The organism is Sphingomonas sp. AAP5, assembly GCF_004354345.1.
Classification (GTDB): Bacteria; Pseudomonadota; Alphaproteobacteria; order Sphingomonadales; family Sphingomonadaceae; genus Sphingomonas; species Sphingomonas glacialis.
In genome coordinates this window covers 3,246,756-3,261,602 of record NZ_CP037913.1, presented here as the reverse complement: position 1 = coordinate 3,261,602, position 14,847 = coordinate 3,246,756, and the positions used below count along the sequence as shown (strand labels likewise).

Here is a 14,847-nt window from a genome sequence, read left to right as displayed (position 1 = left end):
TATCTGACAACGCGCCTATCACGAATCAATTCCGTCGCACCACCGTAATGGCGCAATTTCCCTGAAGAGTGTCACGAAGGACACACATTGCGCGATGCCCCGCTCGACCTTGCCCGATCGTCGAAGGAGCCGCCGGAGGTGTTGCTTGCGGCGAACGCGCAACATTCTATAGATACCGCCACTCCCAAGTCTCCGTTTTGCTCAGGAACCGCCGATGATCCGCCGCTCAGGCACCGCGCCCCGCACCCTTTTCGTGGTTTCATGCGCGCTTGCCGCAACGCTGTCGCTCGGCGCGTGCGGCCAAAAGGGTGGCCGCCCGGTCAACGCCGATCTCGCCGCGTCGAAGGTGACGACGATCGGCGTCAATGCGTATCTCTGGCGCGCGAGCCTCGACACGCTGAGCTTCATGCCGCTGCTGCAGACCGATTCGAACGGCGGCGTGATCGTGACCGACTGGTACATCAACCCGGCGGCGCCTTCGGAGCGCGTCAAGGTGACGGTGACGATCCTCGACCAGGATCTGCGCGCCGACGGCCTGCGCGTTGCAGCGCTTCGCCAGGTCAACCAGGGCGGCCAGTGGGTTGCGGCCCCGGTCCAGGCGGCAACCGTCCAGAAGCTCGAAGACATCATCCTGACCAAGGCGCGTGACCTGCGTCGCGCCGCCGTCGCGGGCTGAGGCAGCACTCTTATGGCGTCACGCTTCAATGCGCTGAAGGCGGACGCGGCTTGGCAGAAGGTGTGGGACGACCGCGCCACCTTCGCCGCGGACGATAGCTCGACCAAGCCGCGCTCCTATGTGCTCGAGATGTTCCCCTATCCGTCGGGGAAGATCCACATGGGGCATGTCCGCAACTATACGATGGGCGATGTGCTCGCGCGCTATCGGCGGATGACCGGTATGGAAGTGCTCCACCCGATGGGGTGGGACGCGTTCGGCATGCCCGCCGAGAATGCCGCGATGGAGAAGGGCGTCCATCCCGGCGGCTGGACGCGCGACAATATCGCGACGATGAAGGCGCAGCTGAAGCGGCTGGGCTTCGCGCTCGATTGGAGCCGCGAGCTCGCGACCTGCGAGCCCGAGTATTACGGGCATGAGCAGGCGCTGTTCCTCGATCTGTTCGCGGCCGGGCTCGTCTATCGCAAGGAAAGCTCGGTCAATTGGGATCCGGTCGACATGACCGTGCTCGCCAACGAGCAGGTGATCGACGGGCGCGGCTGGCGCTCGGGCGCACTGGTCGAGCGGCGCAAGCTGTCGCAGTGGTTCCTCAAGATCACCGACTTTGCCGACGAACTGCTCGAAGGCCTCGACGGGCTCGAGCATTGGCCCGACAAGGTCAAATTGATGCAGGAGAACTGGATCGGGCGCAGCCAGGGGCTGCAGTTCCGCTTCAAGCTGTCCGACGGTGGCGCGGTCGAGGTGTTCACCACGCGCCCCGACACGATCTTCGGGTCGAGCTTCGTCGCCGTCGCTGCCGATCACCCGATCGCGCAGGCGCTGGCGGCCGAGAACCCCGCCGCCGCCGAGTTCATCGCTGTGTGCAAGCGCGGCGGCACCACCGCGGCCGAGCTCGACACGCAGGAGAAGCTCGGCTTCGACACCGGCCTCACCGCGGCGCATCCGTTCGACCCCGCGTGGCAGCTGCCGGTCTACATCGCGAACTTCGTGCTGATGGAATATGGCACCGGCGCGGTGTTCGGCGTCCCCGCGCACGACCAGCGCGATCTCGATTTCGCTCGGAAATACGAGCTTCCGGTCCGCCGCGTCGTCTCCGACGGCGACGTGACCGACCCGGCGTTCGAGGGCAACGAAGCCGCGACCGGCCCCGGCACGCTCGTCAACTCGCACTTCCTCGATGGCATGGACGTCGAGGATGCCAAGCGCGTGGTCATCCAGCGCGCCGAGGGCGAGGGCTGGGGCACCGGATCGACCGTGTTCCGCCTGCGCGACTGGGGCGTCAGCCGCCAGCGCTATTGGGGCACGCCGATCCCGATCATTCACTGCGACGCGTGCGGCGCGGTGGCGGTGCCCAAGGACCAGCTCCCCGTCGTGCTGCCCGAGGACGTGTCGTTCGACATCCCGGGCAACCCGCTCGATCGCCATCCGACGTGGAAGCATGTCGCGTGCCCGTCGTGCGGCGGGCAGGCGCGGCGCGAGACCGACACGCTCGACACCTTTGTCGATTCGTCGTGGTATTTCATCCGCTTCGCCAGCCAGCCCAAGGACAAGCCGTTCGACCGCGCCGTCGCGGAGAAGTGGCTGCCGGTCGCGCAATATATCGGCGGGGTCGAGCATGCGATCCTGCATCTGCTCTACGCGCGCTTCTGGACGCGCGCGCTGAAACATATCGGGCTGCTCGACGTCGCCGAGCCGTTCGCGGGGCTGTTCACGCAAGGCATGGTCACGCACGAGACGTATAGCCGGCAGATCACCGAGCTCGGCAGCGACGGCGTCGACAGCATCACCAAGCCGCTATGGCTGTCGCTCGACGATATCGTCCGCAACGGCGACGGCTGGACCGAGAAAGCGACCGGCGCGACGGTCACCGTCGGCCGCGTCGAGAAGATGTCGAAGTCGAAGAAGAACACCGTCGACCCGACCGGCATCGTCGATCAGTATGGTGCCGACGCGACGCGCTGGTTCATGCTCTCCGATTCACCCCCCGAGCGCGATCTGCCATGGAGCGAGAGCGGGATCGAAGGCTCGTGGCGCTTCATCCAGCGGCTGTGGCGGCTGTTCGACGGCGAGCGTGCCGGGGAGGGTGGTGCCAAAAGCGCCGCGCTCGACCGCAAGCTGCACCAGAGCATCGCCGGCATCGCGCTCGATATCGAGGCGCTGAGCTTCAACAAGGCGGTCGCCAAATTGTACGAGCTCACCGCCGCGATCGAACGCGCCGAGCCCTCTGCGTCGCGCGACACCGCGATCGCCACGCTGATGCGGCTCGTCGCGCCGATGGCGCCGCATCTCGCCGAAGAGGCGTGGGCCGCCGCCGGGAACGAAGGCCTGATCGCCGACGCGCCGTGGCCCGCGGTCGATGCGGCGCTGCTGGTCGAGGACGAAGTCACCATCGCGGTGCAGGTGAATGGCAAGCTGCGCGACACGCTGACGCTGCCCAAGGGCCATCCCAGCGATGCGGTCGAAGCCGCGGCGCTCGCGTCGGACAAGATCGTCCGCATCCTCGAAGGCAAAGCCCCTCGGAAGGTCATCGTCGTGCCCGATCGTCTCGTGAACATCGTCGCATGATGCGGCGGCTTGCCCTCCTCGTCCCGTTCGCCGCGCTCGCGCTGGCGGGCTGCGGGCTGCATCCGCTCTACTCGGGCGGCGGCTCTGGCGTGGTCGCGGGCGGGTTGACGCAGATCGAGGTCGGTCCGATCGAGGGCAAGTCGGGGTGGCTGATGACCAACGCGCTGCGCGACCGGCTCCACGCGCAGGCGACCCCGCGCTACCGGCTCGAGATCAAGCTCGACGATCAGATCACCGGGCTCGGCGTCAATCGCGACAACAGCATTTCGCGCGAGCGCCGGACGCTGCGCGCGCGCTATCAGCTGGTCGACCTGTCGAACGGGTCGGTGCTGCTCGACGCGACCGCCGGGTCGGACGCCGGCATCGACGCGGTCAATTCGGAATATGCGACGATCGCGGCCGAAGACACTGCGCTCGAACGGCTGTCGCAGATCGTCGCCGACCAGATCGTCGCGCGCGTCGCAACCTATGTGCAGCGTACCGCGCCCGAGCCGCGCTGACATGCCCCGCGGGCGGGCGTCGTGAAAGCCAATCTCAGCCAGCTGACGCGCGCGATCGACAGCGGCAACCCCGACATCCGGCTTTACGTGCTCTACGGCCCCGATGAAGCGGGCGCGCGCGACATAGCGGCGCGTGTCGCGCGCGCGCTCGGGCCCGATGCCGAGCGTGTCGATCTCGAGCCCGCTCTGCTCAAGGCCAATCCCGGGCGGCTCGCCGACGAAGCCGCGTCGATGTCGCTGTTCGGCACCGCCCGCCACATCCGCGTCGCGGGCGCGGGCGAGGAAAGCGTCGCGGCGGCGACCTTGCTGCTCTCGGCCGAGCGCGCGGGCAATCCCGTCGTCCTGCTCGCGCCCAGCGCCAAGGCGACATCAGCGCTGGTCAAGCTTGCGACGGGCGACCCGCGCGCAATGTCGTGCGTGTTCTACGTCCCCGAGGGCGGCGAGGCCGACAAGATCGCGACGAGCATCGCGCGCGAACAGGGCCTGCGCACGATGGGCGGGACGGCGGCGCGAATCGCGCTCGCCGCGGCGGGCGACCGCGCGGTAATGACGCGCGAGCTCGAGAAGATCGCGCTCTATCTCGACGCCGCGCCCGAGCGGCCGCGCGAGCTCGACGATGCCGCGCTCGATGCGATCGGCGCGGACTTGGGTGACTCGGAAATGTCGCGCGCGATCGATGCCGCGATCGGCGGCGGGCCCGACGTGCTCGGCGAGGAACTGGCGCGGCTCGCGGTCGCGGGCGTCTCGCCGATCCCGTTGCTCCGCCAGCTCGTGCGCCGCCTGATGAGTCTCGCCGAACTGCGCGCCGAGATCGACAATGGCGCGAACATCAACAGCGTGATCGAGCGCGTCTTCTTTCGCGAACGCGCGGCGACCGCGGCGGCGCTGCGGATCTGGTCGGCACCCAAGATCAGCGATGCGATCGACCGCGTCCGCCGCGCCGAACGCGCGACAATGGCGCCGTCCAACGCGGGAACCGTCCTGTCGGACGCAGCGATGCTCGGCGTTGCGCGGATGGCGGCGCGGCAGCGCGGTTAAGCGCCCGGCGGCAACGCCCAGTCGATCGTGCCGCGTCCGTGCGCGGTGAGAAACGCGTTGGCGGCGGAGAAAGGACGGCTGCCGAAAAAGCCGGTATAAGCCGACAAAGGCGAGGGATGCGCCGCCTTGAGCACGAGGTGCCGGCCACCCTGCGTCACGTCCTGAACGAACGCCGCCTTCTTCTGCGCGTGCGCGCCCCACAGCACGAACACGGTGGGATCGGGCGACGCCGCCACCACGCGGATCACTGCGTCGGTAAACCGCTCCCAGCCGCGCTTCTGGTGCGAGGCAGCGGCGCCCATCCGCACCGTCAGCACCGCGTTGAGCAACAACACGCCCTGCGTCGCCCATGCGTCGAGCAGGCCGTGCGGGGCAGGTGCGATGCCGAGATCGGTTTCGAGCTCCTTGTAGATGTTGCGGAGACTCGGCGGGATTCGTAGGCCGTTCGGGACCGAGAAGCTCAATCCGTGTGCCTGGCCCGGCCCATGATACGGATCCTGCCCGAGGATCACGACGCGCACCGCTTCGGGCGGCGTCAGTTCGAGCGCGCGAAACCAATCGGCGCGGGCCGGGAAGATCTCGGTTCCCGCTGCCTGCTCGGCATCGAGGAACGCATCGAGCGCCTGCATGTACGGCTGCGCGACGTCGCTCGCCAACGCGTCGCGCCAGCGCGGAGGCAACGGCTGCATCGTCGTCCCGTCAGCGCTTGCGGACGAACTCGGCGCGCAGCACGAGGCCCTTGATACCCTCGTAACGACAATCGATTTCCTGCGCGTCTCCGGTCAGCCGGATCGCCTTGATCAGCGTGCCGCGCTTGAGCGTCTGCCCGGCGCCCTTGACGGTGAGATCTTTGATCAGCGTGACCTGATCGCCGTCCGCGAGCACGTTGCCGACCGAATCGCGGACGACGACGGTATCGTCTGCCGCGGCGGCTGGCGCGTCGGCCGCGGCGACCCATTCGCCGCTGGCTTCGTCATAGATATAGCTGTCGGTGTCGCTCATGTTCAGCTCTTGATCGTGACCATCGGGACAGGCTGGCCCTTGCTGGTCGGGTTCGAGGCATTGGCCTTGGGCGCTTTCTCGGCCTTGGGCTTGCGCACTTCCTTGTTCGATTTCTTCTGGCTCTTCGCCATGACGGTTCCTGACCGGGGCGAAAGGCCCCGCCCGACCCTAGCGCCAAAGCGCGGGGGGACCCGCATCAATTCGGACACGCGCGGGTCGATCGCGTGCGCCACGATCGAGGACGGATCGCGGTGCCCTGTGTGGCGGGCGCCCGTTACCCTGCGGCCGGACGCTGGTCGCCTTTGCGTCCGGCACTCCCCGACAATCGCTCAGTACGACCCCGGGACCTGGCGCTGCCCGGAGTCGGGATGGTCGGGCGTCATCAGTTCGAGCGCGGCGGTATCGGCGCGGAACGAGCGCGCCGCGACGCTGCTCGTCGCGGCAGCGGTGATCGGGGTGCAGCTGCGCCCGGCGAGATAATCGAGCGCGGCGCGCGTCGAGCTTTCGAGCGGGCTCCCCATTTGATGGGTGATGTCATCATTTGCCTGGCAGCTGGCCTCGACGATGCTGCGCACGCCATCATAATAGGCGCCCTGGCGGTTGGCATTTTGCAGTGCGAAGGCGATGACGCGGAGCCGATCGTCGCATTGCGGGCGGTCGAGCGCGATCTGCCCGACGGGCTTGCCATAAGTGTTGGTGCCGATCAGCCCGACATTGGCGCGCAGATACGGAATCTGCGCCGCGAGGACGAGCTCGCTCGCTGAGGCGGTGCCCGCGGTCCCGATAAACGCGATTTTGGTCGGCGTGATCGATTGCGGCTGCGGCGCGAAGAACGCGGTCGTGTTGTTCGCGGACTTCTCGGGCCGGAAGGTCATGTAGTCGATCACGTCCGACGTCGCGCGGTTCGCGCCGAGCAGATTGCTCATCAACTCGGCGATCGAGACCAGTCCGCCGCCATTGTAGCGCAGATCGATGATGACGTTGGTGATCCCGGCGGTTCGGAACGACGCGAAGGCCGCCCGCAGCGCGGGATCGGCGGTCGAGATGAAGGTCCGCAGGTTGATATAGCCGACCTGGCGGCCGCCATCGTTGATGATCTGCGCGCCGTAGCGGCTCGAGACCGGGGTGAGCGCGAAATCGGTCTTGCTGAGCGTCACAGTGCGCGTCCCGCCGGCGTCGTTGATCCGGAGCAGCCGCGTCGTTCCGGCGGTGTTGGGGCCGAGCGCATCGCTTACCCCCGCGCTCCCTTGCGCGGCGATGATCGAATCGACCGTGCGGAGATCCGCCGTTGTCGTACCGATCGCAAGGATCTCGGTTCCACGATCGATTCCGGCGGCGAGCGCGGGGGTGCCCTCGAAGGTTTCCGCGCTGAACGCGCGCCGCGCGGTCGAATCGATCGCCAGACGGAAGCCGAAGCCGGCGCTCGCGCCGCTGTCGTAAAACGCGGTCTCACTCGCGATCGAGGTGAGGTAGGTGAAATAGCGGTCCTTGCGCTGCGCCCGCGCCGTTGCCGTCAGCGCGTCGACATAGTCGCCGACCGTCGCATACGGCGTCGGGTCGAGCACGGCGGGCAGCGTATCGGGGAACAGATACCATTCGCGCAGCTGGGCTGCCGCCCAATCCTGGCGGTCGCGCAGCGAACAGCCTGCGACGGTGGTTGGCGTCGGGGTGGGTGTCGGCGCGGGAGTCGATGCGGTCGGGCTCGAGGTCGACCCGCCTCCGCCGCCTCCGCCACCACTGCAGGCCGAGAGCAAGGCGGCAAGCGCCAGACAATGGGTCACGCTGCGCCGCTTCGTCATCAACAACTCCCCCAAAGAAGAGCAGCTTAAGGGCCTGTATCGACCTTGTCAGTCCGAAAATGCGAGGGCGTCGAAAGACACGCGGTTGCCCGCTCCCGATCAGGCGATCGGGGCGAGCGACACGGCGGTCGAGGCCAGAAGGGCGGTGAGCATGAATGCGGCGACGAGCGAGACGGCGACGCGTTGGAGCGATTCGAAACGGTCGGTCATGATGGAGGTCCCTTTGTAATCTGGCGCTCCGGACCATCCGAAGCGTCGATGCCAAGACCTTTGCATGCGCCGTGCCAGATCAATAAAATCAGCGAAAACAATGTAATATCGTAGCGCTTCGCAATATTGTCGAAGGTCGCATCGGAAGTTACGCCAAATATAGGCGTAGCTTGCTAGGCTAGCCGGACTTGATTCCGGCCACCGTCCTTTGCTGCGTAGAGCAGCTTGTCGGCGCGCCCGAATACGGCGCCGAGCGGCTCTCCGACGTCGGCCGACGACAGCCCGGCGGAGAAGGTGACCGCGCCAAGTGGCGTGTCGGTCTCGCGCAATCGGTAGCGCTTGGCATCGACGGTGAGTCGCGCCGATTCGAGCGTCGTGTGGGCCGTTGCGAGATCGACGTTCGAGAACAGGATCACGAATTCCTCGCCGCCGTAGCGTGCGACGAAATGGCCGTCGCAGGCCGTGTTCAATGCCTCGGCGATCGCCTTGAGCACGCGGTCGCCGACCGAATGGCCGAATTGATCGTTGACGCGCTTGAAGCGATCGACGTCGCATACCGCGAGGCACAGCCGGGTGCCGCGCGCCATGTGCTCGGCAAACGCCTCTTCGAACGCGCGGCGGTTGGGAAGCCCGGTCAGCGGGTCGCGGCGGGCGTCGCCGCGCGCTTCCTCGAGCTTCTCGCGCAATTGGTCGGCCTCGGACGTCGCGGCCTGCAAGCGCGCTTCGGCCGAGCGCACGCGATCGAGCATCACCGCGGTCAGCCGAACCAAGTCGTCGCTGTTCGCGCCGCCCTGCATCGCCGTGGCGCTCGCGGCGAGATCGCGTCCGAAATCGGCGGTCTCGGCGCGCATCGAGCGGACCATGTCGGTGAAGCCCTCGACCTGCATCTGGGTCTGCGCGACGAGTCCGTCGGACGGAGCGGGATCGTTCGACGATTCGGCGTGGCCGCCGCCAAGCGTCTCGATGTCGCGCGTCGACAAGCGGATCCCACCCTCGGTCATCGTCCCGACCGACTGGGCCAGCACGCCGGTGGGATTGCACACCACCTCGTGTGCGAACGCGTAATGCGCCGGGTCGGCGCTCAGGCGGTGCAGCGTCAGGAACGCACGGACGCAATCGAAGACCTGCGCAGCACGATCTTCGGCTGCAACGAGCCGTGTGCTCCTCGCTAGACCCATCGCTGTCAAAGCCCCTCAGCATCATGTGCCACAAGCGGTGGCCAGTCCTGCCTGTCTACACGCCAACTGCTAAAATTGGGTGACTGGCCGTACGCACAGAAACGCGGGGCGTCAGCGACGTGATGACTGGCGAAACCCCGCCAGCCGCTTTAGGCAAATGCGGATGCGCGTCACCGACACCGATCTCGCCCTTGCTGCTGCCCTTGCCGATGCGGCGGGCGCGGCGATCCGTCCCTATTACCGTGCCGATCACGGGCTCGAGGCGAAGGACGATGCCTCGCCCGTGACGCTCGCCGACCGCGCCGCCGAGGCGGCGATGCGGGCGCTGATCGAGCGCGCCTTTCCCGCCGACGCGATCATCGGCGAGGAATATGGCACCAAGGAGGGCACGAGCGGGCGCGCCTGGGTGCTCGATCCGATCGACGGGACGCGCGCGTTCATTTCCGGGCGGCCGATCTTCGGGACGCTGATCGCGCTGGTGATCGAGGGCTGGCCGATGATGGGGGTGATCGACCAGCCGATCCTGCGCGAACGCTGGACCGGCGTGATGGGCAAGCCCACCCTGTTCAACGGCAAGCCGGCCGCGACGCGGCGGTGCGCCGATCTCGGCAAGGCGTTGCTCGCGACGACTTCGCCCGCCTTGTTCGACGATTCGCAGCTCCATGCGTTCGAGCATCTCGACGGCGCGGTGATGAGCACCGTGCTCGGCGGCGATTGCTACAATTATGGCTGCGTCGCGAGCGGCTGGCTCGACGTGGTGGTCGAGGCGCAGCTGAAGCTTCACGATTTCGCCGCCTTGGTGCCGGTGGTCGAGGGTGCGGGCGGGCGGATGTGCGACTGGCAGGGCGACCCGCTCACCGCCGATTCGGTCGGCGAGGTCGTCGCGGCGGGCGATCCGGCGCGGATCGAGGAGATTCTCGAGGCGCTTGCCTGTCGCGGGCATTGAGGTTGCGACGAACCGAGGGGTGGTTGACTCGATTGACCCCTGGGCGGAATTCGAACGGGGGGATCGTTTCGAATTTTGTGCTGATCTGTGAGGGGCGTGAGCGTCCGCATCGGGGCCGGGCGTGTCGCGCGCGGTGATCCGACTGGGTGATCCGACTTGGACGATGTCAAAGAGCCAGTCCCGCATAGCAGATTCGCGGCTTGTAGGACAGCGCGGGCGCATTGCCGCCTTGCGTTTTGCGCGACTCTCGCTTAAGCGCCGCCCCTCCTGCGAGTAAGAGGAACTGCCCGGCCGGTATGGGCTGCCGTGGCCGTTCATAGATCGTCGCATATTTGGAAAGGACGAAAATGCCCAAACTCAAGACGAAGAGCGGCGTCAAGAAGCGCTTCAAGCTCACCGCAACCGGCCTGCTGAAGCACGGCGTCGCCGGCAAGCGTCACCGACTGATGAGCCACAACAGCAAGTACATCCGTCAGAACCGCGGCACCAAGCTGCTGTCCAAGGCCGATACGGCAACCGTCAAGGCGTGGGCGCCTTACGGTCTCGGCTGAGCGGAAGGAATTAGAGAATGGCACGCGTAAAACGGGGTGTAACCACCCACGCAAAGCACAAGCGGATCCTCAATCTGGCGAAGGGCTATTATGGCCGTCGCAAGAACACGATCCGTATCGCCCGTCAGGCCGTCGAGAAGGCCGGCCAGTACGCTTATCGCGATCGCAAGGTTAAGAAGCGCAACTTCCGCGCACTCTGGATCCAGCGAATCAACGCGGCTGTCCGCGTCGAGGGCCTCACTTACGGCGTGTTCATGCACGGCCTGAAGCTCGCCGGCGTCGAACTCGACCGCAAGGTCCTCGCCGATCTGGCGATGCACGAGGGTGCCGCGTTTAGCGTCATCATCGCGCAGGCAAAGGCGGCTCTGCCCCAGGCCGCCTAAGGCGACCTGCTGCGAGACAAGATCGGGGCGTCGGTGGCAACACCGGCGCCCTTTCTTTTTGGCCTCCTTTAGCCGTCATCCCCGCGCAGGCGGGGATCCATAAGGTCGAGCGCCAGCGCAAACGTGCTATCGTTGGGGCATTGGGTTCCCGCCTTCGCGGGAATGACGGAAATGGGGGAGCGGGACGTGGAAAAGCAGCCGTGCGTCTACATCATGGCCAGCGGCCGGTGCGGCACGCTGTACATCGGCGTTACCTCCAACTTGATCGGCCGGCTGCAGCAACACCGCGCAGGGTTGATCAAGGGCTTCACCTCCCGCTACGGCGTCGTCCGGCTGGTCCATTTCGAGATGGCCGATACGATGGAAGCGGCGATCTCGCGCGAGAAGCAGCTCAAGAAGTGGAATCGGGACTGGAAGCTCAATCTAATCGAGCAGGACAATCCCGACTGGACGGACCTTGCGATCGGACTGGGCCTGCCGGCCACGGTCGCGCTAATGGATTCCCGCCTGCGCGGGAATGACGGAGAAACTCTTGGCTGACCTCGCCTCTATCGAAGCCTCGCTGCCGGCGATCGGCCACGCGAATGCGACCGAACTCGAAGCCTTGCGCGTCGGATTGCTCGGCAAGCAGGGCAGCGTCACTGCGCTCCTGAAAACGCTCGGCGGCATGTCGCCCGACGAACGGCAGGTGCAGGGGCCGCGTATCCAGGGGCTGCGCGAGGCGGTCACGACCGCGATCGCGACGCGCAAGGCTGCGCTCGACCGCGCCGAGCTCGACGCGCGGCTCGCCAGCGAAACACTCGACATGACGCTCCCCGCCGATGCCGCGCCGCATGGTTCGGTCCATCCGGTCAGCCAGGTGATGGACGAGCTCGCCGAGATCTTCGCCGATCTGGGCTTCGCCGTCGCGACCGGGCCTGAGATCGAGGATCAGTGGCATAATTTCACCGCGCTCAACATGCCCGAGAGCCATCCCGCGCGCGCGATGCACGACACTTTCTACCTGCAGGCGGGTGAGGGCGAAGAGGCGAAGGTGCTGCGCACGCATACCTCGCCGGTGCAGATCCGCACGATGATGTCGCAGGAACCGCCGATCCGGATCATCGCGCCGGGCCGCGTCTATCGCTCGGACTGGGACGCGACGCACACGCCGATGTTCCACCAGATCGAGGGGCTGGTGATCGACAAGGGCATCACGCTCGGCCATCTCAAATGGACGCTCGAGACGTTCCTCAAGGCGTTCTTCGAGCGTGACGACATCGTGCTCCGCCTGCGCCCGAGCTACTTCCCGTTCACCGAGCCGTCGGCCGAAGTCGATGTCGGGTACACCACCGTCAAGGGTCGCCGCACGCTCGGCGGGTCGGAGGGCTGGATGGAGCTGCTCGGCAGCGGGATGGTGCATCCCAAGGTGATCGAGGCGTGCGGGCTCGACCCCAAGGAGTGGCAGGGCTTCGCCTTCGGGGTCGGGGTCGATCGGCTGGCGATGCTCAAATACGGGATGGACGATCTGCGTCCCTTCTTCGAGGGCGATGCGCGCTGGTTGAAGCATTATGGTTTCTCGGCACTCGACGTGCCCACGCTGAGCCAGGGAGTCGGCGCATGAAGGTCACCCTCGACTGGCTCAAGCAGCATATCGACACCGACGCGTCGCTCGACACGATCGTCGAGACGCTGACGCGGATCGGCCTCGAGGTCGAAGGCGTCGAGAATCCGGGCGCCACGCTCGCCGCGTTCAGGGTGGCCAAGGTGCTGAGCGCCGCGCCACATCCGCAGGCGGACAAGTTGCAGGTGCTCTCGGTCGACGCCGGCGATGGCCCGCTCCAGGTCGTGTGCGGCGCGCCCAACGCGCGCGCGGGGCTCGTCGGCGTGTTCGGCGCGCCCGGTGCGACGGTGCCGTCGAACGGCATGGTGCTCAAGGTCGCGGCGATCCGCGGGGTCGAGTCGAACGGCATGATGTGCTCGACGCGCGAGCTCGAGCTGGGCGAGGACCATGACGGCATCATCGAGCTGCCCGCCGATGCGCCGATCGGGATGGCCTATCCCGATTATGCCGGGCTGAACGACCCGGTGATCGACATCAACGTGCTCCCCAACCGCCCCGATTGCATGAGCGTGCGCGGGATCGCGCTCGATCTGGTCGTCGCCGGGTTGGGGACGGCCAAGCCGTTGGCCTATGCCCCGGTCGAGGGCGTGGGCGAGGGCCCCGACGTGCGCACCGACGATGCTGACGGCTGCCCCGCCTTCTTCGCGCAGGGCGTCAGCGGCCTCACCAATGGCGAGGCGCCCGAGTGGATGCGCCGCCGCCTCACCGCGATCGGCCAGCGGCCGATCTCGACGCTGGTCGACATCACCAATTACGTGATGTTCGACCTCGGGCGGCCGCTCCACGTCTATGACCGCGCCAAGCTCTCGGGCGGGCTCGTCGCGCGCAAGGCGGCGGCGGGCGAGCAGGTCGTCGCACTCAACGGCAAGACCTACAGCCTTGCCGAGACGATGACGGTGATCGCCGACGCGGCGCATGTCCACGACATCGGCGGCATCATGGGCGGCGAGGATTCGGGCGTCTCGGCCGAGACCACCGACGTCATCATCGAATGCGCCTATTTCTACCCCGAGAGCATCGCGCGCACCGGCCAGGCGCTGATGCTGACCTCCGACGCGCGCTCGCGCTTCGAGCGCGGCGTCGATCCGGCATTCCTCGAAGAAGGCCTCGCGATCGCGACGCGGCTGGTGCTCGATCTGTGCGGCGGCAGCGCCAGCGCGCCGACCTATTCGGGTGCGCCGCCGCTCGAGCGCAAGCGGATCGCTTATGATCCGGCGTTGGCGGAAACGCTCGGTGGCCTCGCGGTTGCCGAGGATCGCCAGCGTGCGATCCTCACCGCGCTTGGCTTCACGGTCGAGGCTGACTGGACCGTGTTGCCGCCGCCAGCGCGGCGCGACGTCGATGGCCCCGCCGATCTGGTCGAGGAAATCATCCGCATCGAGGGGATCGACTCGGTCGCCCCCGTGCCGCTGCCGCGCGCGGCGGGCGTCGCCAAGCCGACCGCCACCCCCGAGCAGCGCCTCGAAAGTCGCGCGCGTCGCGCTGCCGCTGCCCGTGGGCTCAACGAGACGCTGACGTGGAGCTTCCTGTCGGACGCGCAGGCGACCGCGATCGGTGGCGGCGCCTGGACGCTCGCCAACCCGATCAGCGAGGAACTTAAGGTCATGCGCCCCTCGCTGCTGCCCGGCCTGTTCTCGGCGGCCGAGCGCAACATGAAGCGCGGTGCTGCGGGCGTGCGGCTGTTCGAGATCGGGCGGCGCTATTTGGCGGGTGGCGAGCATCCGACGCTCGGCGTCGTGCTTGCGGGCGAGAACCGCGCGCGCGGCTGGCAGGAGGGCAAGGCGAAGCCGTTCGACGCGTTCGACGCCAAGGCCGAGGCGCTCGCGCTGCTCGCCGCGATCGGCGCGCCGGTCGAGAATCTGCAGGTGATGGGGGATGCGGGCGCGGCGTGGCATCCGGGGCAGTCGGGCACGCTGCGGCTCGGGCCGAAGACGGTGCTTGCGGCGTTTGGCATGGTCCATCCGTTGACCTTGCGGGCGTTCGATCTCGACGTGCCGGTCGCGGCGGTCGAGCTGTATCTCGATGCGCTCCCGGCCAAGCGGTCGAGCGGCTTCGCGCGGGCGGCGTATGCGCCGCCGGCGTTGCAGGCGGTGCGGCGCGACTTCGCTTTCCTCGTCCCCGAGGCGCTTGCTGCCGATGCGCTGGTGCGTGCGGTCAAGGGTGCGGACAAGGCGAGCATCGTCGCGGCGCGGCTGTTCGACGTGTTCACCGGCGCGGGCGTCGAGCCGGGGCATAAGAGCCTCGGTGTCGAAGTGACGCTTCAACCGGGCGAGAAGAGCTTTGCCGAGGCCGATCTCAAGGCGATCGCCGACAAGGTGGTGGCTGCCGCGGCGAAGCTGGGGGCAAGTTTGCGCGGCTGATTCCGACTACCGACCGTCACCCCGGCCTTGTGCCGG

At 67.3% G+C, this 14,847-nt stretch carries 15 protein-coding genes; 10 read left to right on the top strand and 5 right to left on the bottom strand.

All coding sequences use genetic code 11. The features are described from left to right. Nucleotides 1-214: 214 nt before the first annotated feature. Genes E2E30_RS15015 through E2E30_RS15000 form a run of 4 tightly spaced genes read left to right on the top strand, consistent with a single transcriptional unit; the run spans nucleotide 215 to nucleotide 4,779 of the window. A complete protein-coding gene (locus tag E2E30_RS15015; RefSeq protein WP_133191112.1) occupies nucleotides 215-676 on the top strand; it encodes a DUF3576 domain-containing protein in 462 nt (153 codons plus the stop codon). Nucleotides 677-688: 12 nt separating this feature from the next. Continuing rightward, nucleotides 689-3,241, top strand: coding sequence for a leucine--tRNA ligase (leuS, locus tag E2E30_RS15010; protein WP_133191110.1), 2,553 nt, complete (start codon nucleotides 689-691; stop codon nucleotides 3,239-3,241). Continuing rightward, the gene (lptE, locus tag E2E30_RS15005; protein WP_133191108.1) at nucleotides 3,238-3,741 is read left to right on the top strand and encodes an LPS assembly lipoprotein LptE; all 504 of its coding nucleotides are present in this window, start codon (nucleotides 3,238-3,240) and stop codon (nucleotides 3,739-3,741) included. Before leuS ends, lptE begins: the two co-directional genes overlap by 4 nt. A gap of 21 nt (nucleotides 3,742-3,762) precedes the next feature. Then, complete coding sequence (locus E2E30_RS15000; protein ID WP_133191106.1) at nucleotides 3,763-4,779, top strand: DNA polymerase III subunit delta; 1,017 nt, start codon at nucleotides 3,763-3,765, stop codon at nucleotides 4,777-4,779. On the opposite strand, the gene ung is transcribed toward E2E30_RS15000, so the two are convergent. From ung to E2E30_RS14980, 5 genes are all read right to left on the bottom strand, one after another. After that, nucleotides 4,776-5,468, bottom strand: a complete 693-nt coding sequence (gene ung, locus E2E30_RS14995; RefSeq protein ID WP_133191104.1) for a uracil-DNA glycosylase — start codon at nucleotides 5,466-5,468, stop codon at nucleotides 4,776-4,778. The two genes, E2E30_RS15000 and ung, sit on opposite strands and share 4 nt — an antisense overlap. 10 nt (nucleotides 5,469-5,478) lie before the next feature. Beyond that, nucleotides 5,479-5,781, bottom strand: a complete 303-nt coding sequence (locus E2E30_RS14990) for an alkylphosphonate utilization protein (protein ID WP_229839393.1) — start codon at nucleotides 5,779-5,781, stop codon at nucleotides 5,479-5,481. A 2-nt stretch (nucleotides 5,782-5,783) separates the two neighbouring features. Continuing rightward, complete coding sequence (locus E2E30_RS21140; RefSeq protein WP_268249508.1) at nucleotides 5,784-5,912, bottom strand: hypothetical protein; 129 nt, start codon at nucleotides 5,910-5,912, stop codon at nucleotides 5,784-5,786. Nucleotides 5,913-6,110: 198 nt separating this feature from the next. Then, nucleotides 6,111-7,580 (bottom strand): S41 family peptidase, encoded by a 1,470-nt coding sequence (locus E2E30_RS14985; protein ID WP_133191100.1) that lies wholly within the window; start codon nucleotides 7,578-7,580, stop codon nucleotides 6,111-6,113. 383 nt (nucleotides 7,581-7,963) lie between these two features. Then, nucleotides 7,964-8,968, bottom strand: coding sequence for a GGDEF domain-containing protein (locus tag E2E30_RS14980; RefSeq protein WP_133191098.1), 1,005 nt, complete (start codon nucleotides 8,966-8,968; stop codon nucleotides 7,964-7,966). A 163-nt stretch (nucleotides 8,969-9,131) separates the two neighbouring features. On the opposite strand from E2E30_RS14980, the gene hisN reads away from it, so the two are divergent. The 6 genes from hisN (at nucleotide 9,132) to pheT (ending at nucleotide 14,811) form a co-directional block, all read left to right on the top strand. Continuing rightward, nucleotides 9,132-9,914 (top strand): histidinol-phosphatase, encoded by a 783-nt coding sequence (gene hisN / locus E2E30_RS14975; RefSeq protein WP_133191096.1) that lies wholly within the window; start codon nucleotides 9,132-9,134, stop codon nucleotides 9,912-9,914. Nucleotides 9,915-10,261: 347 nt separating this feature from the next. Beyond that, on the top strand, nucleotides 10,262-10,465 hold the full coding sequence (rpmI, locus tag E2E30_RS14970; protein ID WP_010184218.1) for a 50S ribosomal protein L35: 204 nt from the start codon (nucleotides 10,262-10,264) through the stop codon (nucleotides 10,463-10,465). Nucleotides 10,466-10,482: 17 nt separating this feature from the next. After that, nucleotides 10,483-10,848, top strand: a complete 366-nt coding sequence (gene rplT / locus E2E30_RS14965; RefSeq protein WP_133191094.1) for a 50S ribosomal protein L20 — start codon at nucleotides 10,483-10,485, stop codon at nucleotides 10,846-10,848. Between the two features lie 186 nt (nucleotides 10,849-11,034). Continuing rightward, a complete protein-coding gene (locus E2E30_RS14960; RefSeq protein WP_272482934.1) occupies nucleotides 11,035-11,388 on the top strand; it encodes a GIY-YIG nuclease family protein in 354 nt (117 codons plus the stop codon). After that, a complete protein-coding gene (gene pheS / locus E2E30_RS14955) occupies nucleotides 11,366-12,451 on the top strand; it encodes a phenylalanine--tRNA ligase subunit alpha (RefSeq protein WP_133191092.1) in 1,086 nt (361 codons plus the stop codon). Before E2E30_RS14960 ends, pheS begins: the two co-directional genes overlap by 23 nt. After that, entirely contained in the window at nucleotides 12,448-14,811 is a 2,364-nt protein-coding gene (pheT, locus tag E2E30_RS14950; RefSeq protein ID WP_133191090.1) for a phenylalanine--tRNA ligase subunit beta, read from the top strand. The genes pheS and pheT overlap by 4 nt, the downstream gene beginning before the upstream one ends. Nucleotides 14,812-14,847 lie beyond the last annotated feature (36 nt).